The sequence below is a fragment of the Pseudalkalibacillus sp. NRS-1564 genome, assembly GCF_050467905.1.
Taxonomy (GTDB): Bacteria; Bacillota; Bacilli; order Bacillales; family Guptibacillaceae; genus Guptibacillus; species Guptibacillus hwajinpoensis_B.
The window spans coordinates 140,199-164,396 of record NZ_JBITPM010000012.1 but is presented as its reverse complement, the minus strand read 5'-3'; the positions used below and the strand labels follow the sequence as shown (position 1 = coordinate 164,396).

The 24,198-nt window shown below is 40.2% G+C and carries 24 protein-coding genes; 22 read left to right on the top strand and 2 right to left on the bottom strand.

The window, feature by feature from the left end; all coding sequences use genetic code 11:
* Positions 1 to 5: 5 nt before the first annotated feature.
* The 4 genes from ACIFPW_RS06850 to ACIFPW_RS06835 all read left to right on the top strand — a co-directional run bounded on the left by ACIFPW_RS06850 (position 6) and on the right by ACIFPW_RS06835 (position 3,069).
* On the top strand, positions 6 to 773 hold the full coding sequence (locus ACIFPW_RS06850) for a menaquinol-cytochrome c reductase cytochrome b/c subunit (protein WP_194221908.1): 768 nt from the start codon (positions 6 to 8) through the stop codon (positions 771 to 773).
* Positions 774 to 862: 89 nt separating this feature from the next.
* Positions 863 to 1,456 (top strand): DUF1405 domain-containing protein, encoded by a 594-nt coding sequence (locus ACIFPW_RS06845; RefSeq protein WP_430243057.1) that lies wholly within the window; start codon positions 863 to 865, stop codon positions 1,454 to 1,456.
* 59 nt (positions 1,457 to 1,515) lie between these two features.
* Positions 1,516 to 2,277, top strand: coding sequence for a sporulation protein YpjB (locus ACIFPW_RS06840; protein ID WP_430243055.1), 762 nt, complete (start codon positions 1,516 to 1,518; stop codon positions 2,275 to 2,277).
* A 114-nt stretch (positions 2,278 to 2,391) separates the two neighbouring features.
* The gene (locus tag ACIFPW_RS06835; protein WP_194221905.1) at positions 2,392 to 3,069 is read left to right on the top strand and encodes a zinc metallopeptidase; all 678 of its coding nucleotides are present in this window, start codon (positions 2,392 to 2,394) and stop codon (positions 3,067 to 3,069) included.
* Positions 3,070 to 3,105: 36 nt separating this feature from the next.
* Here the strand turns inward: ACIFPW_RS06835 and ACIFPW_RS06830 are convergent, their stop codons facing one another.
* Positions 3,106 to 3,975, bottom strand: coding sequence for a YitT family protein (locus ACIFPW_RS06830; protein WP_430243087.1), 870 nt, complete (start codon positions 3,973 to 3,975; stop codon positions 3,106 to 3,108).
* Between the two features lie 243 nt (positions 3,976 to 4,218).
* Here ACIFPW_RS06830 and ACIFPW_RS06825 point away from each other — a divergent pair, with 243 nt between their 5' ends.
* The 18 genes from ACIFPW_RS06825 to nth all read left to right on the top strand — a co-directional run bounded on the left by ACIFPW_RS06825 (position 4,219) and on the right by nth (position 21,310).
* Positions 4,219 to 4,557 (top strand): nucleotide pyrophosphohydrolase, encoded by a 339-nt coding sequence (locus tag ACIFPW_RS06825; protein WP_194221903.1) that lies wholly within the window; start codon positions 4,219 to 4,221, stop codon positions 4,555 to 4,557.
* A 2-nt stretch (positions 4,558 to 4,559) separates the two neighbouring features.
* Positions 4,560 to 5,360 carry a 4-hydroxy-tetrahydrodipicolinate reductase gene (dapB, locus tag ACIFPW_RS06820; RefSeq protein ID WP_430243054.1) on the top strand — a complete coding sequence of 267 codons (801 nt, stop codon included), beginning with the start codon at positions 4,560 to 4,562 and terminating at the stop codon, positions 5,358 to 5,360.
* Positions 5,361 to 5,371: 11 nt separating this feature from the next.
* A complete protein-coding gene (gene mgsA / locus ACIFPW_RS06815) occupies positions 5,372 to 5,782 on the top strand; it encodes a methylglyoxal synthase (protein WP_194221901.1) in 411 nt (136 codons plus the stop codon).
* Positions 5,763 to 6,476: a bacillithiol biosynthesis deacetylase BshB1 gene (gene bshB1, locus ACIFPW_RS06810; protein ID WP_430243052.1), complete on the top strand. Its 714-nt coding sequence runs from the start codon at positions 5,763 to 5,765 to the stop codon at positions 6,474 to 6,476. The genes mgsA and bshB1 overlap by 20 nt, the downstream gene beginning before the upstream one ends.
* Positions 6,473 to 7,609, top strand: coding sequence for an N-acetyl-alpha-D-glucosaminyl L-malate synthase BshA (gene bshA, locus ACIFPW_RS06805; protein WP_430243051.1), 1,137 nt, complete (start codon positions 6,473 to 6,475; stop codon positions 7,607 to 7,609). Before bshB1 ends, bshA begins: the two co-directional genes overlap by 4 nt.
* The gene (locus ACIFPW_RS06800; RefSeq protein ID WP_430243049.1) at positions 7,606 to 8,793 is read left to right on the top strand and encodes a CCA tRNA nucleotidyltransferase; all 1,188 of its coding nucleotides are present in this window, start codon (positions 7,606 to 7,608) and stop codon (positions 8,791 to 8,793) included. The genes bshA and ACIFPW_RS06800 overlap by 4 nt, the downstream gene beginning before the upstream one ends.
* Positions 8,778 to 9,755, top strand: coding sequence for a biotin--[acetyl-CoA-carboxylase] ligase (locus ACIFPW_RS06795; protein ID WP_283154068.1), 978 nt, complete (start codon positions 8,778 to 8,780; stop codon positions 9,753 to 9,755). Before ACIFPW_RS06800 ends, ACIFPW_RS06795 begins: the two co-directional genes overlap by 16 nt.
* Before the next feature lie 262 nt (positions 9,756 to 10,017).
* The gene (gene panB / locus ACIFPW_RS06790) at positions 10,018 to 10,857 is read left to right on the top strand and encodes a 3-methyl-2-oxobutanoate hydroxymethyltransferase (protein ID WP_430243048.1); all 840 of its coding nucleotides are present in this window, start codon (positions 10,018 to 10,020) and stop codon (positions 10,855 to 10,857) included.
* On the top strand, positions 10,854 to 11,717 hold the full coding sequence (panC, locus tag ACIFPW_RS06785; protein WP_430243047.1) for a pantoate--beta-alanine ligase: 864 nt from the start codon (positions 10,854 to 10,856) through the stop codon (positions 11,715 to 11,717). The genes panB and panC overlap by 4 nt, the downstream gene beginning before the upstream one ends.
* 3 nt (positions 11,718 to 11,720) lie before the next feature.
* The gene (gene panD / locus ACIFPW_RS06780; RefSeq protein ID WP_430243045.1) at positions 11,721 to 12,104 is read left to right on the top strand and encodes an aspartate 1-decarboxylase; all 384 of its coding nucleotides are present in this window, start codon (positions 11,721 to 11,723) and stop codon (positions 12,102 to 12,104) included.
* A 210-nt stretch (positions 12,105 to 12,314) separates the two neighbouring features.
* A complete protein-coding gene (gene dinG / locus ACIFPW_RS06775) occupies positions 12,315 to 15,110 on the top strand; it encodes an ATP-dependent DNA helicase DinG (RefSeq protein ID WP_430243044.1) in 2,796 nt (931 codons plus the stop codon).
* Positions 15,111 to 15,153: 43 nt separating this feature from the next.
* Positions 15,154 to 15,978: a ComEC/Rec2 family competence protein gene (locus tag ACIFPW_RS06770; protein ID WP_226613685.1), complete on the top strand. Its 825-nt coding sequence runs from the start codon at positions 15,154 to 15,156 to the stop codon at positions 15,976 to 15,978.
* 324 nt (positions 15,979 to 16,302) lie between these two features.
* Entirely contained in the window at positions 16,303 to 16,473 is a 171-nt protein-coding gene (locus ACIFPW_RS06765; protein ID WP_098443938.1) for a YpmA family protein, read from the top strand.
* 12 nt (positions 16,474 to 16,485) lie between these two features.
* The gene (locus ACIFPW_RS06760; protein WP_430243043.1) at positions 16,486 to 16,983 is read left to right on the top strand and encodes a DUF5590 domain-containing protein; all 498 of its coding nucleotides are present in this window, start codon (positions 16,486 to 16,488) and stop codon (positions 16,981 to 16,983) included.
* 22 nt (positions 16,984 to 17,005) lie between these two features.
* Entirely contained in the window at positions 17,006 to 18,193 is a 1,188-nt protein-coding gene (locus ACIFPW_RS06755; RefSeq protein ID WP_430243041.1) for a pyridoxal phosphate-dependent aminotransferase, read from the top strand.
* A 146-nt stretch (positions 18,194 to 18,339) separates the two neighbouring features.
* Positions 18,340 to 19,632 (top strand): asparagine--tRNA ligase, encoded by a 1,293-nt coding sequence (gene asnS / locus ACIFPW_RS06750; protein WP_430243040.1) that lies wholly within the window; start codon positions 18,340 to 18,342, stop codon positions 19,630 to 19,632.
* Between the two features lie 210 nt (positions 19,633 to 19,842).
* Positions 19,843 to 20,559, top strand: coding sequence for a DnaD domain-containing protein (locus tag ACIFPW_RS06745; RefSeq protein ID WP_430243038.1), 717 nt, complete (start codon positions 19,843 to 19,845; stop codon positions 20,557 to 20,559).
* 88 nt (positions 20,560 to 20,647) lie between these two features.
* Complete coding sequence (gene nth / locus ACIFPW_RS06740; RefSeq protein WP_430243036.1) at positions 20,648 to 21,310, top strand: endonuclease III; 663 nt, start codon at positions 20,648 to 20,650, stop codon at positions 21,308 to 21,310.
* 103 nt (positions 21,311 to 21,413) lie between these two features.
* On the opposite strand, the gene ACIFPW_RS06735 is transcribed toward nth, so the two are convergent.
* On the bottom strand, positions 21,414 to 24,122 hold the full coding sequence (locus ACIFPW_RS06735; protein WP_430243034.1) for a PBP1A family penicillin-binding protein: 2,709 nt from the start codon (positions 24,120 to 24,122) through the stop codon (positions 21,414 to 21,416).
* Positions 24,123 to 24,198: the final 76 nt, after the last annotated feature.

Below are 24,198 nucleotides of genomic sequence, written 5' to 3'. Positions count from 1 at the left end.
GACAGATGCATCGCGGAAAAGGAATGAAGTTTGTTGGCGATTCGCGTATTCCTGCGCAGAGAAAGCCTAACATTCCAAAAGATTATTCAGAGTACCCCGGCAAAACAGAAGCGTTTTGGCCGAACTTCTTATTAAAAGAGTGGATGGTAGGTGCTGTATTTCTAGTTGGGTATCTAGCACTAACAATTGCCCATCCATCTCCACTCGAGCGTGTAGCGGATCCGACAGATGCGACCTATACGCCGCTTCCTGACTGGTACTTTCTCTTCTTATACCAGCTCTTGAAGTACAAATTTGCCGCCGGTGACTATACGCTTGTAGGTACAGTTGTTATGCCAGGCCTTGCATTTGGTGCACTTCTTCTTGCTCCATGGCTTGACCGCGGTCCAGAAAGAAGACCAGCTAAGCGTCCTGTTGCGACAGCGCTTATGTTACTTGGTCTTATTTCAACGGTATACTTGACGTGGGAATCAGTTGTAACTCATGACTGGGAAAAAGCAGCAAAGCAAGGGGAAATTGTTGAAGCTGAGGTTGACAAAGAATCAGAAGGTTACGCCATTTATTCTGGACAATCCTGTATTGGTTGTCATGGGGACAGCCTTCAAGGTGGTTCAGGTCCATCTCTTCTTGAAACACAGCAAACCAAAGAGTCGATTATGGACATTGCTGTGAACGGGATCGGCGGAATGCCAGCGAATGCTTTTAAAGGTTCTGATGAAGAACGTGAGAAGCTAGCTGAATTTATTGTCGAAACGGCAGAAGCAAATAAATAAGATGAAAAGCTGACTGTTGCAGTCAGCTTTTTCTCATTTAAATTGCTTATGCACTTCAATCGATGAAAGATATTGAAAAGGAGATTCCTATGATTTCTCAATTTTTATACCTACTAAAATCAAGACCTTTTCTTTTACTTCTGTTGATCATTAACATTCCGGGTACCATATACGGCTATTACTGGTATGGATGGCAGTTAGCAGAAACAAAGCCTATCTTTTTACTATTTGTTCCGGATAGTCCTACAGCGAGTCTGTTTTTCTGTTTTGTTTTACTGGCCTTTCTCTTCGGTAAAAATTGGCCACTGATGGAAAGTCTAGCTGCCGTGACTTTATTCAAGTATGGGATTTGGGCGGTCATTATGAATGCTCTAGTGATGGTTGTGACAGGACAGCTATCTCCTATCGCAATTATGCTCATCTTATCTCATCTTGGAATGGCGATAGAAGGATTGCTTTTTACTCCTTTCTACAGAATTAAGTTGTGGCATCTCGTGCTAGTGGCGATATGGACATTACATAATGATGTGATCGATTATGTTTTCGGTCAAATGCCACGTTATTCAATATTAAGTGAGTATACACCGCTTATTGGATATTTTACATTCTGGCTGTCGATCTTTTCTCTAGCTCTTGTCTATTTCTTATCTGTTCGAAAAGGACGCTATCAGCTTTCCATCTAAGATGGTCTACTCTTGTCCATTTCTTCATACATTGAAGTAGGAAGAAGGAGGGACAGGGAATGGGTAGACGATGGCTCCTTGTAGTATTGCTTTTGACGCTTCCCGTCAATGTACATGCTTCGGAAACAGATACGAAACAAGTCTGGAATGATATAGCAGCAAATGCGTTGGAATTTGGCAAACAAGAGAAGTTTGACCGTGCTAAAACGATGCTTGATGAATTTTCTAATGCTTTTCCAGGTGATCAGTCTAGTGAACTTTCGACTACTGAATTAAGAGTGATCCTCAATACACATGACCGTGCACTAAAGGCAGTGACAGCTATGGATAAAGCAGTTGATCAAAGAATTCAGTCCTTAACGGAATTTCGTCTGGCTGTTGATGCGCTAGTAGCTGAAGATCAGCCAATGTGGAAACAGACGGATGACCAAATTCTCCCGCTTATTACCGAAATGTCCACCGCTATTGAACACGGAGACGTAGACGTCTACAATGCGAGTAAGGATCGTTTTATTGGAACGTACAGTGTAATACGCCCAGCGATGGCAATTGATCTCTCGCCTGAAACTCAGCAACGACTTGATTCGCATATTGCATTTATTGAGCGATATGGGTCTGATCGTAATTCAGAATTATCGGGTCAATTGCAAACCATGAAAGATGATTTCAAACAAGCTTACCATCCTTCTTCATCTGAGGAATCTTCCCTTTTATGGTTAATTGTTTCAATTGGAGGTATTATCATCGCGACACTGATTTATGTGACCTATCGAAAATACAGAGGCGAAAAAGAAGGCTTAAAAAGGAAACAAGCCGATTAAATTTGAAGATCTTGTGAACCTGAAACAGTGTGATTGACTTTCTAGTGGGATTTGACTAAAATTGACGTTAATAACAGTTTAGAAAGCAATTACACATATGATGGAGGAATGGAAATGGCTGGTTTTCTAGTCTATTTTGCGCTTTTGTTGATCATTCCACTCTGGGCTCAGAGTAGAGTGAAGAGCGCATACAAAAAATACTCAAAAGTTCCAAACTCGTCTGGGATGACTGGTGCTCAAGTGGCAAGAAAAATTCTCGATGAAAATGGGTTATATTCTGTAGGGGTTGAAGAAGTGCGCGGGCACCTTTCGGATCATTATGATCCTCGCTCAAAAACAGTAAGACTATCATCAGGTAATTTTCATGGTCAATCAGTGGCGGGAGCAGCGATCGCTGCACACGAGGTAGGACACGCGATTCAAGATGAGCAGAACTATGCACCGCTTCGTTTCCGTCATACGCTTGTTCCTGTGGCGAATCTTGGTTCAAACTTTAGCTATTTCATCATTCTCGCTGGTATTTTGATGGCATCACAAAACTTTATTTTACTTGGGATCGTCTTTATGAGTGCAGCTGTGTTGTTCCAATTGGTAACACTTCCAGTTGAATTTAATGCTTCAAATCGAGCAATGGAACAAGTTGTATCAACAGGCGTTATTCGAAATGATGAAGAAAGAGAAACGAAAAAAGTATTGAATGCAGCGGCTTTAACATATGTTGCAGCAGCAGTAGTTGCTCTATTAGAATTACTCCGCTTTGTGTTCATCTTTATAGGAATGAACGAAGATTAAATAAAAAAATCTCGCCCTTTATGGGGCGAGATTTTTTTATTGGTCGATGGGATTTTTGTTTTCATCTAGGGTGAAGCCTTCACCTAAAACATCTTGAACATCGTTAACGGCTACAAAAGCATGTGGATCAACCTGTCGAATGATATTTTTCAAACGTACAATTTCATTTCGAGCAACAACGCAATAAAGAACTTCTTTTTGAAGACCGGAAAAGCTGCCTTTTCCATTCAATACGGTCGCTCCCCGATCCATCTGCTTCATAATATTGTCAGCGATTTCTTTATTATTCTCAGATATGATCATGGTCGCTTTCGCAGAATATGCCCCTTGTTGGATAAAGTCAATGACTCTAGCAGCTACAAATACCGCTAATAATGTATACATCGCTTCTTTATAGTTTAAATAAACAAGTGATAAAGCTATAACGCAAAAGTCGAAAATAAACATCGTTCTACCCATGCTCCAGCCAATGTATTTAGAACCGAGCTGCGCGATGATGTCCACCCCACCGGTTGTTCCTCCATAACGAAAGATAATGCCAAGACCAACCCCTACAAACACTCCTGCAAACAATGCTGCAAGAGTTAAATCGTCTTCTAGTGGGATAGATAGAGCGGAATATCGCTGAAAAATCCATAGAAACACAGATAAGGAAACGGTTCCAATAATCGTATAAATAAATGCCTTTCGACCAAGCAACTTCCATCCAACTAGAAATAATGGAATGTTAAGAACTAGATTACTAATCGCAGGATCAATTTGAAATAGAAAGTATAGCAAAAGGGTAATGCCAGTAAAGCCACCTTCCGCTAAATTATTTTCCATATTGAAATGCACAAGGCCAAATGCAAAGATTGCAGACCCAAGTAAGATGAACAATACATTTTTTCCACGTATGCCTTCCATAATAACCACTCCTATCCCTCCAGTAGAGCCAACAGAATTCATTATAATCAAATACTGAGCAGACAGCAATTTGAATCTGTTATACTCACTTTAGGTTTGATAAGAATATGTTGTTAGATTTTACGAATTTGGTGTTAAAGATCTGACGAGGTGAAGATTTGATAAAGAAAAAACTTGTGAAACATTTGTCAAATGCCTATCTTTTAGCTAACATAAGAAATGATGTGAAAGGTGGTTTGACAGATGGCTAATAGATCGATTAGTGAGATGCAAAAAGAGGTAGATCAATACATAAGTCAGTTTAAAGAGGGGTATTTTACTCCCCTTGCGATGCTAGCAAGAATGACCGAAGAACTTGGTGAGCTTGCACGTGAAATTAATCATTACCATGGTGAAAAACCGAAAAAAAATACAGAGGAAGAGCGTACCATTGAAAATGAAATGGGAGATCTCCTCTTTGTACTAACCTGCTTTGCAAATTCGTTAGATATAGATCTTGATGAAGCATTTGGAAAAGTGATGACTAAATTTAACACGAGAGACAAAGATCGATGGACGAGAATTGAAGAGGAGAGTGAATAGGCATGCAAGAAGTGAAAATCGTAATCGCAGGACCAAGAGGAAACATGGGGAGCGAAGCAGTGAAGTTGGTAGATCGTACAGGTCATTTTACTCTTACTGCAGTTATTGACAGCAAACAAACTGGGCAAACGGTAGCGGATATCGAAGGACTTCCGTCGCTAGATGCTCCTGTGTATACGGATCTTGACAAGTGCTTGTCAGAAGTAGAATGTGATGTATTAATTGATCTAACAACGCCTGAATATGGAAAAAAACATATGGAGATTGCTTTTAATCATGGCGTCCGTCCTGTCATTGGGACAACAGGTTTTTCTAATGATGATGTTGAAGAATTATCCAAAGTAGCTGAACAAAAAGAATTAGGAGCCATTATTGCTCCAAATTTCGCTATCGGTGCAGTTCTTATGATGAAGTTTGCTTCTATGGCAGCTAAATATTTTGATGACGTTGAGATTATCGAGCAACACCATGATCGTAAGCTTGATGCTCCATCAGGAACTGCTGTCAAAACAGCGAAAATGATCTCAGAAGTAAGAGATGCAAAGAAACAGGGGCATGAAGATGAGCGTGAGGATTTAGAAGGTGCGCGTGGTGCAGATTATGAAGGAATGAGAATTCATAGCGTACGCTTACCGGGACTTGTTGCTCATCAGGAAGTTTTATTTGGTGGAGAAGGACAAACGTTGAAAATTCGTCATGACTCAATGAATCGAGCTTCCTTTATGCCAGGTGTGCAGTTAGCTGTTGAAACGGTTTTGAAAATTGATCAGCTTGTCTATGGTCTTGAAAATATTATGGAGTAGGGGATGACCTTATGAAAATCGCTTTAATCGCGCACGATAAGAAAAAGGATGATCTTGTTCGTTTTACTCTTGCGTATAAAATGATTCTAGATCCACACGAACTTTTTGCAACTGGTACAACTGGTAAGCGAATTATTGATGAAACGGGATTAGACGTGCACCGGTATCAATCAGGACCTCTTGGTGGAGATCAGCAGATTGGCGCTATGATTGCAGAAAACGATATGGATGCAGTGATTTTCTTTCGAGATCCCCTCACAGCACAGCCTCATGAGCCTGATATAACTGCTCTTATTAGGCTTTGTGATGTATACGATATCCCGCTAGCAACAAATATGGGCAGTGCAGAGATTCTTGTACATGCCCTTGCTAGGGGAGAATTGGATTGGAGAGAAATTGTACATGGAAGAAATAACACTTGATATACTTGCGTTCGGAGCTCATGCTGATGACGTTGAGATTGGAATGGCTGGAACATTAAAGAAACTTGCCGACGAAGGTAAACAGACGGGGATTTGTGATTTAACCGAGGCAGACCTATCATCTAATGGGACCGTGTTTATACGGCACCATGAAGCAAGGAATGCGGCAGAAATCTTATCTGTTAAAACGAGGGTGAATATGAAGTTTCCTGACCGTGGATTGACGATCTCTGATGATAAAGTTTCTTCCCTTGTTAAATTAATACGCCGCACAAAACCTAAGGCTATTTTTGTTCCATATCCAGAAGACCGCCATCCTGATCATGGGCATGCTGCTCGTTTAGTTGAAGAAGCGGTTTTTTCAGCTGGAATCCGAAAATACAATCCTGAATTAGGATCTGCTCATAAAGTAAGTCAGGTCTATTATTATTTTATTAATGGATTTCACCGCCCTCAGTTTACAATTAATATTTCACATCAAATAGAAGCAAAGAAACAGTCTCTAGAAGCCTATGAAAGTCAATTCGTTCTAAGTAACGGAAGCGTCTCAACTCCACTAACGAATGGCTACGTTGAGAAAGTAATCAATCGTGAATACTTATATGGCAAAGAATCTGGAGTAGATTATGCGGAAGGGTTTATCGCAAAGAATCTGTTATGTATGGAAGAATTTCCGTTAGGAGAAAGCAAATGACACTTAAAATTGGTATTACCTGTTATCCAACTGTCGGGGGTTCTGGAGTGATCGCAACTGAGCTTGGTAAAATGCTTGCTGAAAAAGGGCATGAAGTCCATTTTATTACGAGTAGCGTTCCTTTCCGTTTGGATACGTTCCACCCGAATATTTATTTTCATGAAGTTGAAGTAAATCAATACGCGGTTTTCCGTTATCCTCCGTATGATTTAACCCTTGCAAGTAAAATGGCAGAGGTTATTCAAAGAGAAAACCTTGATTTGCTTCATGTACATTATGCTGTTCCGCATGCGGTCTGTGCTTTTCTTGCTAAAGAAATGGTGGGAGGAGACATAAAAATTGTGACAACGCTCCATGGTACGGATATTACCGTGCTTGGCTATGATCCTTCCTTAACACAATTGATTCGATTTGGGATTGAAAAATCTGATCGAGTTACAGCTGTGTCAGATGATCTCGTTGAACAAACGCATCGGCTCCTTGAAACAGATAAAGAGATCGATACAGTGTATAACTTTGTTGATGAAAGGATTTATTATCCAAAAGAGCCTGCCGATTTAAGGAAAACATACAGTATTTCGGAAGAGGAGAAAGTGATTGTTCATATTTCAAACTTTAGAGCAGTGAAACGTGTACCGGATGTCATTAAGGTGTTCCATCGTATTCAAAATGACATGCCAGCGAAGCTGCTACTCATAGGAGACGGTCCTGAAGTTCAAGTTGCCTGTAAACTCGTTAATCAACTTGGTTTGAAAGATAAAGTGAAATTTCTTGGTAAACAAGAAAATGTCGCTGAAATTCTTTCAATTTGTGATTTGAAATTATTGCTTTCTTCGAAAGAAAGCTTTGGGCTTGTTGCACTTGAAGCGATGGCTTGTGGAGTTCCAGCCATTGGTACGAACATTGGGGGAATCCCAGAAGTGATCGAACATGATGTGAACGGTTTTATTGCAGAAGTCGGTGATATAGATATGATTTCTTCTTACGCAAAGCAGTTGCTATCGGACGACGCTCTGCATGAAAGAATGAGTACGGCAGCTGTAAAAGCTGTTGAAACGAGATTTGCTTCACAACGGATTCTAGAACAATATGAAGCCATTTATTATAAAACACTTCAAGGGGCATTGACTTGATTGACCTAAAAGGCGAGGCTTACAACACATGTATGGAAGTGCTTCACATCCTAACTGAAGATGGATTTGAAGCCTACATTGTTGGAGGAGCTGTGAGAGATGCTTTACTAGGTATACCTGTTGCTGATTTTGATATTGCTTCGTCTGCTAAACCGGAAGAAGTAATGAGGCTATTCAATAAAGTTGTACCTACTGGGATTGATCATGGCACCGTGACAGTCATCTATAAGGAGTTATCTTTTGAAGTGACAACGTTCCGCTCTGAAAAAGGTTATCGGGATTTTAGACATCCATCAGCAGTATCATTTCTTGGAACGATTGAAGATGACCTAGGACGGCGAGATTTTACTATAAATAGCATGGCTCTTTCAATAAAGGGGGATGTGATTGATTTATACGATGGTCTAGATGATTTGAAGCGTCGCCTTTTACGCACTGTAGGAGATCCCGCTGAGCGTTTTCAAGAGGATGCTCTACGTATGGTAAGAGCGCTTCGGTTTCAAAGTGTCCTGGACTTTTCGTTGGATAAAGAAACGGAAGAAGCGTTAATACTGAACGCGCCTCTCCTTAAGCGTGTGGCGATTGAAAGAATTCAAATTGAGATAAGCAAATTGTTGTACGGAAAGGCTGTTCATTCAGCCATCAATCAGCTTGTTCAAGCACGTTTGCATCAAATTTTACCAGGACTCCAAAACTTAGAGAAATGGCTTGAAGAGACGAGGTACCTGCACTATCTGGCTTCGGAAGAAGAGAGATGGGCTTTTCTTGCGCGGACTACAGATGATCCCGTTCGATTTCTTAAAGAATGGCGCTTACCAAATCGGATCGTTAAAAAGGTCGAATTTCTATTAAGGAATGTCGATCTTGTTAAAAGAGAGGGCTGGAGCAGGTGGCGCATATACGAAGCTATACCCGAAGTAAGGTCATGCGAACGGCTTTTATCCGTTTTTGAAAAGCGCACACCAAATCTTTTAGAAGTGGATCGAATCGCTTCAGAACTAGTGATAACATCAGCCGAAATGCTCGTTGTGACTGGAGAAGAATTGATTAAATGGAAGGGTACAAAGCCCGGGCCATGGGTTGGAGAAGCTCTTAAACAAATTGAGCATGCTGTAATAACAGAAGAGATAAAGAATGAGAAATTCAGCATTAAAAGGTGGCTTGAACAGTGGCAGACTCAATAAGGCAGCGCCTGCTGCAAATGCTTGAAGAACATGCAGAATCATATGTTTCTGGTCAAATGATCAGCGAAACGCTTAATGTATCTAGAACAGCCATTTGGAAACATGTATCTGAACTTCGTAAAAACGGATATGAGGTTGAGGCTGTTCAGAAAAAAGGTTATCGAATTGTTTCTAGACCAGATATGTTAAGTAAAGAAGAAATCAGCTTAAAGTTAACAACAGATTTTCTTGGCAAAACCATTTACACCTATCCTACTGTCGAATCGACCCAGTTTATTGCGCATGACTATGCGCATAAAGGGACAGCAGACGGTACGATCATTGTTGCTGATGAGCAAACAGCGGGAAAAGGAAGACTTGGACGTTCGTGGCATTCTCCACCTGGGAGTGGTATTTGGACAAGCATTATACTTCGTCCAAAATTACCGCCTCAAAGGGCCCCTCAATTCACTCTTATCGCAGCTGTTAGTGTTGTCCATGCCATCCGTAAACAAACAGGGCTTGAAGCAGAAATTAAATGGCCAAATGATATTCTCATAGATGGAAAAAAAGTAGTTGGAATCCTAACGGAACTTCAAGCAGAAGCTGATCAAATTAAATCAATTATTATTGGAATGGGTATTAACGTCAATGCCACAAAAGAAGATTTTCCAGAAGATTTAACGACAGCTACCTCCCTTAGGATTGAATTAGGAAAAGAAATAAAGCGCTCAGTGTTATTAGCTGCTATCTTAAATGAACTTGAAACGCTCTATGAAGAGTACTTAAATAACGGTTTTAGAATGATCAAGCTACTTTGGGAAAGTTATGCCGTCAGTCTTGGTCGAAGAATTAAGGCGAGAACTCTGAATGGTGTGATTGAAGGTCTTGCGAAAGGAATAACAGAAGAAGGGGTACTCCTTTTGGAAGATGAAAGTGGTAAGATGCATTACATTTATTCAGCAGATATCGAAATTTGTTAACTATAGCTGATGATTTCTGCTATACTAACAGATGTAAGGGTGGTATCCGGATGGAGCCGCACCAATCGTAACTTCAAAAAAATAATCTGCCTTGATCCATATGGACTGGGACAGAGGGATGAGACCGATACAGTAACCTCCTGAAGATGGAGCGTTGCAGCTAGTCTATGTTGTCATAGACTGATGGGATACCCCTGTCTGCTGCAATTCCATTTCAGGAGTTTTTTTGTGCGGTATTCCTCTGAATAAAGGAGGAAAAGATATGAAAACAACGAGTGATTTTAGAAAAATGAAAGCAAATCAAGAACCAATTGCTATGCTTACGGCATATGATTATCCCTCAGCTAAGTTAGTAGAAGAAGCTCATATTGATTTGTTATTAGTCGGTGATTCACTTGGAATGGTGGCGCTCGGCTATGACTCAACTATTCCAGTAACGATGGATGATATGGTCCTTCATACAAAAGCGGTTAAGCGAGGCGCCCCAAATACTTTTATCGTTACAGATTTACCGTTTCTCACTTATCATAGCAGCGTTTCTGAAACGCTTTCTCATGCTGGTCGATTACTTCAAGAAGCAGGAGCTCACGCTGTTAAACTTGAAGGTGGTGGAGAAGTTATCCATCATATTCAAAAGTTAACTTCAGCTGGAGTGCCAGTGATGGGGCATTTAGGATTAACTCCGCAATCAGTAGGTGTTCTCGGGGGATATAAAGTACAGGCAAAAGAGTCAGAAAGTGCCGGATTATTAGTAAAAGAAGCGAAAGCTGTTGAAGAAGCTGGAGCATTTGCCCTAGTACTTGAATGTGTGCCGCAACAGCTGACTGAAATTGTATCTAGCGAGCTTTCTATTCCAGTAATAGGGATTGGAGCAGGGGTCAAAGCTGATGGCCAGGTACTCGTTTATCATGATTTGATCGGATATGGTTCTGGTCATGTACCTAAGTTCGTCAAGCAATATGTTAACGTGTCTAACTTAATTCATAAAGCTGTTGAACAATACGTTTCTGATGTAAAAGGAAGTCATTTTCCCGAACAAAAACATTCATTTAATATGAAAGAGGAGCAGCTTTCAGGAATGTATGGGGGAACAAGGCTATGAAGATTATAAAGACTATTAACGAAATGCAATCATTCTCAAAACAAGCGATGAGATCAGGACAGAAGATTGGTTTTGTACCAACCATGGGTTATCTTCATGAAGGGCATATGAGCCTTGTGGGAGAAGCTGTGAAGCAAAATGATTGCGTTATCATGAGTGTGTTTGTGAATCCACTTCAATTCGGTCCGAATGAAGACTTTGATCGCTATCCCCGAGACCTAAAGCGAGATGAAGAACTAGCAAGTCAGGCAGGAGTAGATGTTTTATTCTACCCTGATGTAACGGAAATGTATCCGAAGGAGCGTACGACAAAGCTAACCGTTCAAGAACGTGTTAATACATTATGTGGTGAATCTAGACCTGGTCATTTTGATGGCGTAGCTACAGTCGTTTTGAAATTGTTGCAAATTACACTACCTGATCGAGCTTATTTTGGTATGAAGGATGCTCAACAAGTAGCTGTGATAAAAGGGCTAGTCGATGACTTTAATGTACCTGTTGAGATTGTCCCTTGTCCTATCATTAGAGAGAAGGATGGGCTTGCCAAAAGTTCAAGGAATGTGTATTTAACACCAACCGAGCGGAAAGAAGCCATTCAACTTTCACGAAGTTTAAGTGCTGCTTCAAAAGCACTTAGTGATGGCGAAATAAATCCGGAACGAATTAAAGACATCGTTTCAACTTACTTAAGCGAAACTTCTGGAAGTATTGATTATGTAGAAGTGTTAGCCTACCCTGCATTAGAGAAGGTACATGTGATAACAGAAGACGTTATCATAGCGGTTGCCGTTCAATTCTCTGCTGCAAGGCTAATTGATAATATTGTAGCGCTAAAAAGCGAAATAGCGATAGGAGTGTAGAACATGTTTCTAACAATGATGAAGGGGAAAATTCATCGAGCACGTGTGACAGAAGCAAATTTGAACTATGTAGGAAGCATCACAATAGATGAAGATATTATCGAAGCGGTTGGTATGCTACCGAATGAGAAAGTTCAAATCGTTAATAATAATAATGGTGCAAGGTTGGAAACGTATATTATTCCTGGGGCAAGAGGGTCAGGTGTAGTTTGTTTGAATGGTGCTGCAGCTCGTCATGTTCAAGAGGGCGATGTCGTCATCATTGTCGCTTATGGGATGATGAGTGAAGAAGAAGCCAGAAACTTTACGCCTCGTGTTGCGATTATGGACGATCACAATACGATCATCGATATGATTGGGGTAGAGCCTGAGGCGACTATATTATAAATACCTACGCTCTGGACTTTGGTCCAGGGCTTTTTTTTGAAGGGCCATCCTAGTTTTACTCCTTTCAAATCATATCCTCACAATCGAATCTATCGCATTTTCGTGGATTCTTATCTCATGTTATAAGAAATTATTTTCCGTTCCATAGAAAAAATGATAAAGTTAGTAAGGTGACCGCTTGAACGGTTTAAGCAACTGAGGTGAAAACGTATGAATCGATATACAATTATAGATTTTGAAACAACTGGTAATTCCCCCAAAAACGGGGATCGCATTATTCAAATTGGACTTGCTGTTGTAGAGGATGACACGATCGTTGACCGATATGCTTCGTTTGTTAATCCTGAAAAACCACTACCGTTATTTATTCAGCAGCTGACAGGGATAACGGATGAAGATCTTAAAGATGCGCCACTATTTGAAGAAGTCGCACCTGAACTTCTTAAACGTCTTGACGGTGCTTATTTTGTTGCGCACAATGTTCGATTTGATCTTAATTTCATGAATGCACAGCTTGATTCAAGTGGATATGAGGCTTTTACTGGACCAACGCTCGATACAGTAGAACTTGCACGAATCCTCTTGCCTACAGCAGAGGCCTATAAATTATCTTCACTAGCAGAGTTTTTAGAAATCCAGCATGATAATCCGCATCAAGCAGATAGTGATGCGGAGGTAACAGCGGAGCTTTTGCTTTATCTATTTGATAAGATGGGTGATTTACCGCTCGTAACGTTAACGCAGCTCGAGGAGCTTTCAACTCGGCTTTATAGTGATATAGAAGTAGTCCTTCATGAGCTTATTCAAGATAAGCAGAAACGGATTGAGCCTGAAGGGAATTTTGAAGTGTTTCGGGATATAGCGATTAAATTACAAGAGCAAGTAGACGAAGTTGAGTCACTTCAGAAGCGTATCGCGTTCCATGATGCCCAAAATGAATTTGAGGAAAAAATGTCTAAGATTATCCCCGGTTTTGAAGTGCGAGAAGGTCAAAGTGACATGATGAAGCAGGTTTCAGAAGCTTTTGAAACAAATCAGCACATTTTGATTGAAGCTGGGACGGGTATAGGAAAATCTTTAGGGTATTTATTACCTGGGGTTGTTCATGCCAAAAATACAGGTAAGCCTGTTGTTGTCAGTACGCATACAATCCAACTACAAGAACAGCTATTACAAAGAGACCTACCGTTTCTTCGTGATATTTTGCCGTTCCCTTTTAGAGCCACGATTATTAAAGGCAGAAGTCATTATTTGGATTTAACGCGATTTGAACAGCAGCTTCATCATGTAGAAGAAGATAATTATGATACGATTTTAACGAAAGCTCAAATTCTCGTATGGTTGCTAGAAACAGATTATGGGGATGTGGAGGAATTAAATCTCTCTAGTGGAGGCAAGCTTTTTTGGCAACAGGTGAAAAGCGATGCCGCTGTATCTGCAAACCACCGTTCTCCGTGGTTCTCCCGTGATTTTTACCATCGAAGAAAGCGCTTTGCGATGAATGCTGATTTAATCATCACAAATCACGCTTTATTATTTAGTGATTTAATTAACGACCATCAATTATTACCCGCTTATCAACAGGCAGTAATTGATGAAGCCCATCATCTAGAAGATATTGCTACAGAATTCTTCGGTATTAAAACGGATTACTTTTCTATCCTACAAGGGTTTGTTCGGATGGGATTAAAAGATGGTGATGGCATTTACGGAAAGGTAATTAGTATCCTCAAAAACCTTGAAATCGAAATAGATGAAACCAAAAGGGAAATTGATGCTTATGTGAAGACGATTCTTGGAGATGTAGATGAGCTTTTTCGCATGCTTCATCGTTACGTTCAGAAAAACACTCATCGTTCGAATGAAATTGGTCGATTAAGCTATCGTATTTCTGATGAAAACGGTCCTACATGGGAAGCTATTCAAGAAGCAGCTCATCGATTAGTGTTCTACTTGAAAGATTTGGATAAAGGTTTAAAGAAGGTAGAAAAAGAACTTGATTTAAAAGAAGATGAACTCACAAGAGAGCAATTGAACACTTCAGCTGATTTTAAAGGAATTCATGCTTCTGTTTTGGAGGAACTTTCAAAAGTAGATTACCTCTTACTAAACGAAAGCGAAAATGATGTGAAGTGGGTGGAGATTGATCCGAAGGGCTCATTAAATTCAGCCTTTTTGTTTAGTAGACCTGTTGAGGTAGGTTCATTACTATCAAGCGACTATTTTGGAAAGAAAAAGAGTATTTTGCTTACCTCTGCAACGCTAACTGTCAGAAATTCGTTTGATTTCATTATTAACAGACTTGGATTAGAGGAGTTTGGGCCACTTATTCACCAATATCATTCTCCATTTGATTATAGTGAACAGGCAAGGCTAATGATTCCGACTGATTTACCAATGATTAAAGATGTATCGGACAATCAGTTTGTAGACCATATCACAGAAGCGATTCTTCGAATTGCCCGCGTCACTCGAGGGAGAATGCTCGTTCTCTTTACATCTTATGATATGCTCAAAAAAGCTCACCACCGTATGAAGGAGCTCATTGTTCATGATGAGTTAACTTTGATCAGTCAGGGCGTAGATAGTGGAAGTAGAGTAAGGCTTACGAAGAATTTCAAGGAAAGTGAAGAAGCGATTCTGTTTGGTACAAGCAGCTTCTGGGAGGGCGTAGATATACCAGGCGAAGACTTAAGCTGCCTTATCATTGTTCGTCTTCCATTTTCACCACCAGATAATCCCGTTTTTCAGGCTAGATCAGAGCAATTGAAGCAGTCAGGTGGAAATCCATTTATGGAACTTTCTCTACCTGAAGCAATCATTCGATTCAAACAAGGTTTTGGTCGGCTTGTTCGATCACAGCGAGATCGAGGAGCTGTGTTTGTATTTGACCGCAGAATCATTTCTACAAGATACGGTCGTTCATTTGTAAAGTCACTCCCTGACGTTCCTCTTATGAAAGGGACAACGGAAGAATTAGTAAATGAATTAGATCTCTGGTTATAAAGCTCCACTTCATCACAAACTAATTCTACAGGAGGGTTTTGTGATGAAGAAATTACTTTTACTTAGTGCGAGCTTCCTTTTTTTTAGTTTGGCTTGCCCGGGTGCTGACGCAGCTATCCAATCTGTTGACTTACACCTTAAGCACCACGAAGTAGCCGTAACTTTTCTTGATCTATCAATTGGAGAAGCGGTTTTGATACAAGGATCAGATGGAGAGGCAATTCTGATTAATACAGGGAGTAGCCTTTCCGAAAAAGAGCTAATGAATCGACTACAGATGTACCAGGTGAAGGAGCTGAGAAAAGTTTGGCTTACGAATGCTGAGGAAGCTTATACAGGAAACTTCACTGCATTGCTCAAATATTTTGATATAGACGAAGTATTTTTATCTGATCAAGCAGAAAAGGCATTTCTTACGAAGATACCAACTCATCTACAAAAGACTAACTTAAAGATAAATCAAAAGCTTACACTGATGGATGGCGTGGATGTCGAAATTATAAACATATCTAAGGCGGGTTCTGTAACATTTGTGCTATCCTTAGGAAGTCAGGATTTACTACTGATGGGAGAAACGAATCTCGAACTAGAGGAAGAGATCGCGTCTTCCGGGAGAGCAGTAGAGGTATTGAAAGTTGCGAATTTCGGATCAGGTAATGGAACTTCAACCGAATTATTGAACGCCATCGATCCACAAATGGCCGTGATTTTTCGTCACAATAACATTGATGTAAGTGAATCAGTCCTTGAACGGTTAAGTGAAAGCTGGACTGATGTCTATTACCCATACCGAATCGGAAGCGTAACCCTAAGGATGCAACATGATCGTTATGACGTTATCACACTTCCTACTAAAGAAGTTAGATGAAAATTCGTCATAGTATTTGTTGCAAAATCCCGTAACTTATTTAAAAATAGGAATAGAAAAGAAGCCGTCCTATTTTCTTATAGAAAAAGTGTCTCATATCTCCAAGAGGGATCAATGAATCGCATGAAACCGTCCCACTAAAATAGCCTGCGCAAGGCGCAGGCACTGTTGGAAGTGGAGCAGATATAGTGCACCGTCTTTGACGGTACTTATAGTTTGTCACACCTTTTTGCATCTATAAGTAGTAAATTTATCCCTGAGTGAGAAAACGTCTCTATAAAAGGATTGGTAGCTTAAAACACATACTATAGGGAGATGACAGCAATGGAAAGCAACATTGAAGTATTGTCGACTGTGAAGGTTAGTAAATCCCTCGATATTTACAAAATTGTTGATTCGTTAAATCGCACCTTAAAAGAAAAAGATTTAATGTTTGGACTTGCACTTGATGAAGAAGACCAGGACCAGATGATTTTTACAATCTATCGTACATAATAGGGTGAGCGAATGCGAGTAATAGGAATAATTGCAGGCGTGATTTTAGCAGTTTTGATCTGGCAAGGCATTTCATTTTATTCTTCCGTAACCGATCAACCTGATCGGCTAGAAGAAAAAGCGATTGAGAGAGCTGAATCGGAATCGGTGATAGAAAAAGTTGATGAAGCGGTTCAATATCATGGTACAAATAGTGCATATGTTGTCTTAAAAGGTAGCGATGCAGATGGAGATCAGGTTTATGTTTTCGTGCCACGAAAGGATGGGGCGCTTGCCACAAAGAAAATAGAAGACGGCGTTACGTTAGAAGCCATCAAAAAGAAGCTTTCTGAAGAATTTTCTCCACAAGAAGTCATTAATATTAAACCAGGTATTGAAATCAATCAAGAAGAGAAGCAAGTGCTTGTATGGGAAGCCACATTCATTGATACCGACAACCGCTATACATTTGCATATTATTATTTTAGTAATGGTGAATATTGGCGATCTCGTTCAATAAAACAAAGTTAATGTGATTAAGGGAGGAAGAGAAATGAATTTATCTAAACGTGTAGCAGCTCTTACACCGTCTGCTACGCTTGAAATAACTGCAAAAGCAAAAGCATTGAAGGCTGAAGGACATGACGTTATCGCATTAGGTGCAGGTGAACCAGATTTTAATACACCATCTCACATTCTTGAAGCAGCGAAGAAAGCAATGGATGAAGGGTTAACAAAATATACTCCTTCTGGAGGCATTCTTCCTCTAAAAGAAAGCATTATCGCTAAATTCCAAGAAGATCAGAATATAACGTACAAAGCTGATGAAATTATTGTATGTACTGGAGCGAAGCATGCTCTCTACACATTGTTCCAGGTAATACTAGATGAAGGTGATGAGGTTATTATTCCTACACCTTACTGGGTTAGTTATCCTGAACAAGTTAAGCTTGCTGGTGGCAAGCCCGTTTATGTAGAAGGTAAAGAAGAACAGTCATTTAAAGTGACAATTTCTCAACTTGAAGCAGCAGTAACGTCCAATACAAAAGCTGTGATCATTAATTCTCCTTCTAATCCAACAGGATCGATCTATACCCCTGAAGAGCTTAAGCGAATAGGTGCATTCTGTTTAGAGCATGACATTCTCATTGTTTCTGATGAGATTTATGAAAAGCTTGTGTATGCTGGAGCAGAACATACTTCTATCGCACAGCTTTCACCTGAATTGAAGGATCAAACGATTATTATTAATGGTGTATCCAAATCCCATTCCATGACAGGTTGGAGAATTGGTTATGCTGCAGGGAGAAAAGAGATCATTAAAGCAATGACAAACCTTGCAAGCCATTCCACTTCAAATCCAACTTCCATTTCCCAATATGCAGCTCTAGCAGCATATGAAGGGTCACAGGAGCCTGTTAGTGAAATGAAAGAAGCATTTGAAGGTAGATTAAACACCGTTTATGAACAATTAAATGCGATACCTGGATTTACATGTGTGAAGCCACAAGGAGCATTCTATCTTTTCCCTAATGCTAAAGAAGCGGCAGAGAAGACAGGTTTTGATTCTGTTGATGCGTTTGTAAAAGGCCTTCTTGAAGAAGAGAAAGTAGCGCTTGTGCCTGGATCCGGCTTTGGTTCACCTGATAATGTTAGGCTTTCATATGCAACATCACTTGATGTGATTCTTGAAGCTATAAATCGAATTGAACGATTTGTTAAAACGAAACAGACAGTTTAAGCAAGTTGTTGTATGGCCAAATAATCGGTATAATAAGAACCGAACAATAGATTCATCTATTTAAACAAATTAATTCATGGCGCTATTCTCCTATTGTATAAAGAATGTGCGCCAATTTTTTCTAATTAGTTGGAGGGAAATAAGAAGTGAAAACAACGATTTCTAACGTAAATAAACAGGTTGAACAAACCGTTACAATTGGAGCCTGGTTACATAATAAACGTTCAAGCGGAAAGATCCAGTTTCTTCAGCTTCGCGACGGAACGGGATTCATTCAAGGCGTTATGGTTAAGAAGGAAGTAACAGAAGAAGCATGGGAAGCTGCTAAGAATTTAACTCAAGAATCCTCAGTATGGGTGACAGGAGTTGTCCGTGAAGATGATCGTTCACAATCAGGATATGAATTAACTGTTACTAACATTGAATTAATTCATGAAGCTGTGGATTATCCAATTACGCCAAAAGAGCATGGTACAGAATTCTTAATGGATAATCGTCACCTTTGGATTCGCTCTAGACGCCAAAACGCTATTCTTCGCATTCGAAATGAGATTATTCGTGCAACTTATCAATTCTTTAATGAAAATGACTTCGTTAAAATTGATCCGCCTATTCTAACAGGTAGCTCTGCAGAAGGTACAACAGATCTTTTCCATACAAAATATTTTGAAGAAGATGCTTATCTATCACAGAGTGGACAACTTTATATGGAAGCAGCAGCTATGGCTTTTGGACGCGTCTTTTCTTTTGGTCCAACATTCCGAGCTGAAAAATCAAAAACGCGCCGTCATTTAATCGAATTTTGGATGATTGAGCCTGAGATGGCATTTATGAATCATGACGAAAGTCTTGAAGTTCAAGAGCAGTATGTTAGCTTCCTTGTAAAATCTGTATTAGATAATTGTCAACTTGAGTTAAAAACGCTTGAACGTGATGTTTCGAAATTAGAAGCGATTCAAGCGCCATTCCCTCGCATTTCTTATGATGATGCGATTACGCTATTGAAAGATAAAGGCTTTACAGATATTGAATGGGGCGAAGATTTTGGTGCTCCTCATGAAACTGCAATCGCTGAAAGCTTTGAGAAACCAGTGTTCATTACTAATTATCCTAAGGACATTAAGGCGTTCTATATGAAGCCTGATCCTGAGCGTGAAGAAGTTGTTCTATGCGCTGATTTAATCGCTCCAGAAGGTTATGGTGAAATCATTGGAGGTAGTCAGAGAATTGATGATTTAGCACTTATGGAGCAGCGATATGAAGAACATGGTCTTACAGACGATGCATATAAATGGTATCTTGAACTTCACCGCTATGGTTCTGTTCCACATTCTGGTTTTGGTCTTGGACTAGAACGAACTGTGGCATGGTTATCTGGTGTGGAACATGTGCGTGAAACAATTCCGTTCCCACGTCTTTTAAATAGACTATATCCGTGATAAACTAACAAAGCTGACGCTTCTTTCAATGTGAAAGAAGCGTCTTTATCTGATGAAAAAGCCGTAGGTTAAAGCATTTCACGAAGTGAAGATGGATAAGATTAGAAGATGAGAGGAAAAAATGGTATGTACGTGAAAGTACATAGCCAGATTTTTCTACTCCCATCACAAAATGCCGGCGTGCTATAATGAAAGGTAGAGGTGGATGGGATGAAGAAGGAACACATCATTCAAATCATTAATGAAGGTCATGTTTCAGTACCAAGGCTATTGCTCAATTACTATGTTAGCGTTGGTTTACATGAAGAAGATGCCTTCTTTTTAATTAGACTACACAGTTTTATTGAACAGGGGAATTCTTTTCCAACACCGGAGGAACTTGCCCAAGCAATGACATATTCACCACAAGCTTGTCTAGATAAAATACAGCAGCTTATGCAAAAAGGTGTTTTAACGATCGAGGAACACCAGAACGAATCGAAGAATTATTATTCTGAAGTCTATTCGCTAATCCCGTTGTGGGAGCGAATTTTTAAGGCGATCGAGCAAGAAGAAGCTGAGAAGGCTGCTGCGAAAAACGATGAGAATGAAGAAAGTCTTTACACGTTGTTTGAGCGTGAATTTGCAAGGCCACTTTCCCCCATTGAATGCGAGACGCTTGCCATGTGGATAGATGGTGATAAGCATGATGCTGAGTTAATTAAAGGGGCGTTAAAAGAAGCTGTTCTTGCTGGAAAGCTAAACTTTCGCTACATTGACCGGATACTCTTTGAATGGAAGCGAAACGGCATTAAGACATTAGAGCAGGCACGTTCCTACGGAGAGAAGTTTAGAAAGCACCAATATGATAAAAAAGCACCTGCTAAGCCTGATATGAAGAAAGATTCAGGTCAGAGTGCTCCTATATATAACTGGCTTGGAAGATAGGTCATATGTAAAGCGGAAGTGTTGCTTCCGCTTTTTGTTTATGAACAAATTAAAGCCTATACTAGACATAAGAAAGGAAGACAGACTTTTGCTAACGAAAGTCAAGATAAGAACAGTTCTTGATACGATGGGGGAGATGTTTCCAGATGCCCATTGTGAATTGAATTATTCTACTCCATTTGAGCTTGCTATTGCAGTTGTATTATCAGCTCAATGTACAGATGCACTAGTAAACAAAGTTACTCCTGGTTTGTTTGAAAAATATAACGGTCCTGAAGACTTTCTTCAAGTACCCATAGAAGAACTCGAGAACGATATAAGAAGGATCGGCTTATTTCGAAATAAAGCAAAAAATATAAAAAAGCTTGCCAGAACGGTTGTTGAACAATATGGCGGATCTCTTCCTGAATCGAGGGAAGAGCTAATGGAGCTCTCAGGTGTTGGAAGAAAAACGGCTAACGTCATTGCTTCAGTAGCTTTTGATGTTCCTGCGATCGCCGTGGATACCCACGTTGAGAGAGTGAGCAAGAGGCTCGGCATATGCAGATGGAAGGATTCCGTTCTCGAAGTTGAGAAGACGCTCATGAGAAAAATTCCAGAAGAGGAGTGGTCCGTTTCTCACCATCGCTTTATTTTTTTTGGAAGGTACCATTGTAAAGCTCAATCTCCGCAATGTGAAATTTGTCCACTTCTCGAGCTATGCCGAGAAGGACAGAAGAGAATGAATCAGCGAGCTCGGAAAGGCAAATAGATTTTATGTATTATTACAATGAATTAATAAACAGAATTAGTTAGTCTTTAAATCAAATAAGTATAAATAAAGCCCAATCTGCATTGCAGATTGGGCTTTAAAGCTATTCTTCCTCATTAGGTGGTGTGCTGGCTGGTGGAGCGTTTGAACCTGTGTTTCCTGTGTCACCAGGATTATCAGTCTCAGATCCAGAATCATTGCCAGATCCAGAACCGTCACTAGAACCGTTCCCAGACCCGTTACCAGGATTTTCTCCAGATCCATTGTTTCCTTGATCCTGGCCTCCGTTACCACTTTCATCAGTGTTGCCACTTTGGTCGTCAGCTGGAGGTTCTTCTTCTCCCTGATTGTCACCACTGTTTCCGTCTCCAGCATCGCTATTTTCATCATTACCTTCGTCCGGCGGTGTTTCACTATCTTCGTTTGTATCTTCTTCTGTAGGCTCCTCAGGTTCCTGTTCTTCTTCTTTAGGAACTGATACGGATGTTTCAGCAGGCTTCGTTGATACTCCTGAGTCTGAAACGGCTGTTACTTTAAATTTATATTCGCTACCTTTTTGGGCATTTTCTAACGTAAATCCAGTATCTCCTGTTTCGGTCACCCCTTGATAACCTCCACCATTTACAGCAATTTCTACTTTATAAGTGAAGCTCTTATCTTCACCAGGCTGCCATGATAGTGAAATGCTATTGGAGTCAGCATTATACTTTCCAGAAAGTCCTTTGACGCCGTCTGGTTGTTTGTACTTATCAGAAGTCTTTTCTGGCGTACTACCTTTTACAAATAGCTCATAGACGATTTGATCCTTTGGCGTGTAGTCACTCGGCAATAGACCAGTGCTTTTCTCAACGCCAACCTCTACGACCGAGTCGGGCTTCTGGAAGTCGGCAGTATTAATACCTTCAGATACTTGGCTCATAATTTCTTTGAAAAGGAGCTTGGAAGTATCATCTTCGCCTTTGCTAGAATCTAAATAGTGCTTATTTGGTTCGTTAAATCCTGTCCATACTGCCATGGAATACTCCGTAGTATATCCAGCAAACCAGGCATCTCTTACAATACCTGATGTAGGGAACCCTTGTGATTGCACGACTTCTTGAGGATGGTTTGTCGTACCCGTTTTACCAGCGACAGGTAGACCGGAAATTTTAGCATCGGTTCCAGTGCCTTCGTTTACAACGGATTTAAGCATATCGCTAACCATGTAGGCTGTGTAATCATTCATTGCCTTTACTGGTTCAGGTTCGATGTTAATCTCTCTTCCGTCAGGAAAGACCACTTTTCGTACCGTGTGAGGCTCATTATACGTTCCACCGTTACCGAAAGCAGCATAAGCACCAGTCATTTGAAGGGGAGAGGTGCTAAATGTTCCGATAGCAGCAGTAGGTACCATGTCTTCATCTTTCAAATCCATACCAAGCTTGTTAGCAAACTCTTGAGCAGGTTTTTCACCAATCTCAAGGAAGGTGTTAACAGCCGGAACGTTATAAGACATCTCGAGAGCACGTCTCATTGATACTTGACCACGATACTCGCGGTCCCAGTTACGAATATTAGCGTCACCTATTTTTAGAGGCTCGTCTTTAATGGAGCGGCCAGTTGACCACTGCTCGGTATCAATTGCAGGGCCATAAGCAACAATCGGTTTAGCGGTTGATCCTGGCTGAAACTTCCCTGTCGTTGCGTAAGTAATTACGTTCTCATCTTTACGTGTTTCACCAATGGCTCTAATCGAACCAGTCTTAGTATCCATCAGGACTAGCCCTGATCGCATATCTTCATTCGAATAAGGATAGTTTGCAATCACATCAGTTGTTATATCTTGAGCGCGCGTATCTAGGGTTGTGTAAATTTCAAGTCCCCCTGAGTAGATATCCTTTTCAGAGATATCATCACGTTCTCGTAGTTCTTTCACAACCTGGTCCATGAAGACTTTATATTGATCTGTTTCTTTATCTTCTGTTAATGCAACAACCATGTCACTAACTTTTTCTGCTTGATATTTGTCAGCTTCTTCAGCTGTAATAACGCCCTGTTTTTCCATCAAGCTAAGCACAACATTTCTACGCTGTTCTGCCTGATCAGCGTATTCATATGGGTTATAGTAGGTAGGGCGCTGCGGAAGTCCTGCTAGTAGTGCTGCTTCGCCAGGTGTTAAGTCTTCTTCAGTAATGTTTTTGCCAAAATAAGTTTCGGCTGCATCCACAACTCCCCATGCACCATTACCGAAATAAATTTTATTTAAATACATTTCTAAGATCTGATCTTTTGAATATTCTTGTTCAAGCTTAATGGATAGATAAGCTTCTTGAACTTTTCGTTCTAATGATTTTTCAGATGTTAAGAGAGAGTTCTTGATGACCTGTTGTGTAATCGTACTAGCACCCTCAGCGCCAAACCCTTGCGTAATATTTGCAAGAACAGCTCCGCCAATTCTTCGTGGATCAATTCCAAAATGGTCATAGAAACGAGTGTCTTCAACAGAGACAAAAGCATTTTTTAGAATATCCGGAATCTCATCAATTTTAGCGACTTCTCTTGCATCGGTTCCTGCGAGAGTTTGAACTTCTTCATCCTTTTTATCCAGTATGATGGAGGACTGTGGATTCGTAAGCTTTTCTGGATCTAGCTCTGGTGCATTGTTGATATAGGCAATTGAGGTGATTCCCCCAGCAACTAAACCAACTAAAAACAAAACAACGAGGGTTAGAAAGATTTTTTTGAAAATACCTTTCTTCCCAGCTTTCTTCGGGGACTTCTTTTTCTTGTCATTTGATTTACGTCGTTCTTGACGTGATTGATATTCACTCATGAATATTCCTGCCTTTCAAGCCTGTACTGTTAATAGGATTCGAATGAACCCTTCATTTTATGAATTTAAACCAGTT

What these genes read in the sequence shown, in the direction of transcription:
- ACIFPW_RS06850 (WP_194221908.1), top strand. Translation starts at nt 6, where the DNA reads ATGCATCGCGGAAAAGGAATGAAGTTTGTTGGCGATTCGCGTATTCCT.
- ACIFPW_RS06845 (WP_430243057.1), top strand. Translation starts at nt 863, where the DNA reads ATGATTTCTCAATTTTTATACCTACTAAAATCAAGACCTTTTCTTTTA.
- ACIFPW_RS06840 (WP_430243055.1), top strand. Translation starts at nt 1,516, where the DNA reads ATGGGTAGACGATGGCTCCTTGTAGTATTGCTTTTGACGCTTCCCGTC.
- ACIFPW_RS06835 (WP_194221905.1), top strand. Translation starts at nt 2,392, where the DNA reads ATGGCTGGTTTTCTAGTCTATTTTGCGCTTTTGTTGATCATTCCACTC.
- ACIFPW_RS06830 (WP_430243087.1), bottom strand. Translation starts at nt 3,975, where the DNA reads ATGGAAGGCATACGTGGAAAAAATGTATTGTTCATCTTACTTGGGTCT.
- ACIFPW_RS06825 (WP_194221903.1), top strand. Translation starts at nt 4,219, where the DNA reads ATGGCTAATAGATCGATTAGTGAGATGCAAAAAGAGGTAGATCAATAC.
- dapB (WP_430243054.1), top strand. Translation starts at nt 4,560, where the DNA reads ATGCAAGAAGTGAAAATCGTAATCGCAGGACCAAGAGGAAACATGGGG.
- mgsA (WP_194221901.1), top strand. Translation starts at nt 5,372, where the DNA reads ATGAAAATCGCTTTAATCGCGCACGATAAGAAAAAGGATGATCTTGTT.
- bshB1 (WP_430243052.1), top strand. Translation starts at nt 5,763, where the DNA reads ATGGAAGAAATAACACTTGATATACTTGCGTTCGGAGCTCATGCTGAT.
- bshA (WP_430243051.1), top strand. Translation starts at nt 6,473, where the DNA reads ATGACACTTAAAATTGGTATTACCTGTTATCCAACTGTCGGGGGTTCT.
- panB (WP_430243048.1), top strand. Translation starts at nt 10,018, where the DNA reads ATGAAAACAACGAGTGATTTTAGAAAAATGAAAGCAAATCAAGAACCA.
- panC (WP_430243047.1), top strand. Translation starts at nt 10,854, where the DNA reads ATGAAGATTATAAAGACTATTAACGAAATGCAATCATTCTCAAAACAA.
- panD (WP_430243045.1), top strand. Translation starts at nt 11,721, where the DNA reads ATGTTTCTAACAATGATGAAGGGGAAAATTCATCGAGCACGTGTGACA.
- dinG (WP_430243044.1), top strand. Translation starts at nt 12,315, where the DNA reads ATGAATCGATATACAATTATAGATTTTGAAACAACTGGTAATTCCCCC.
- ACIFPW_RS06770 (WP_226613685.1), top strand. Translation starts at nt 15,154, where the DNA reads ATGAAGAAATTACTTTTACTTAGTGCGAGCTTCCTTTTTTTTAGTTTG.
- ACIFPW_RS06765 (WP_098443938.1), top strand. Translation starts at nt 16,303, where the DNA reads ATGGAAAGCAACATTGAAGTATTGTCGACTGTGAAGGTTAGTAAATCC.
- ACIFPW_RS06760 (WP_430243043.1), top strand. Translation starts at nt 16,486, where the DNA reads ATGCGAGTAATAGGAATAATTGCAGGCGTGATTTTAGCAGTTTTGATC.
- ACIFPW_RS06755 (WP_430243041.1), top strand. Translation starts at nt 17,006, where the DNA reads ATGAATTTATCTAAACGTGTAGCAGCTCTTACACCGTCTGCTACGCTT.
- ACIFPW_RS06745 (WP_430243038.1), top strand. Translation starts at nt 19,843, where the DNA reads ATGAAGAAGGAACACATCATTCAAATCATTAATGAAGGTCATGTTTCA.
- ACIFPW_RS06735 (WP_430243034.1), bottom strand. Translation starts at nt 24,122, where the DNA reads ATGAGTGAATATCAATCACGTCAAGAACGACGTAAATCAAATGACAAG.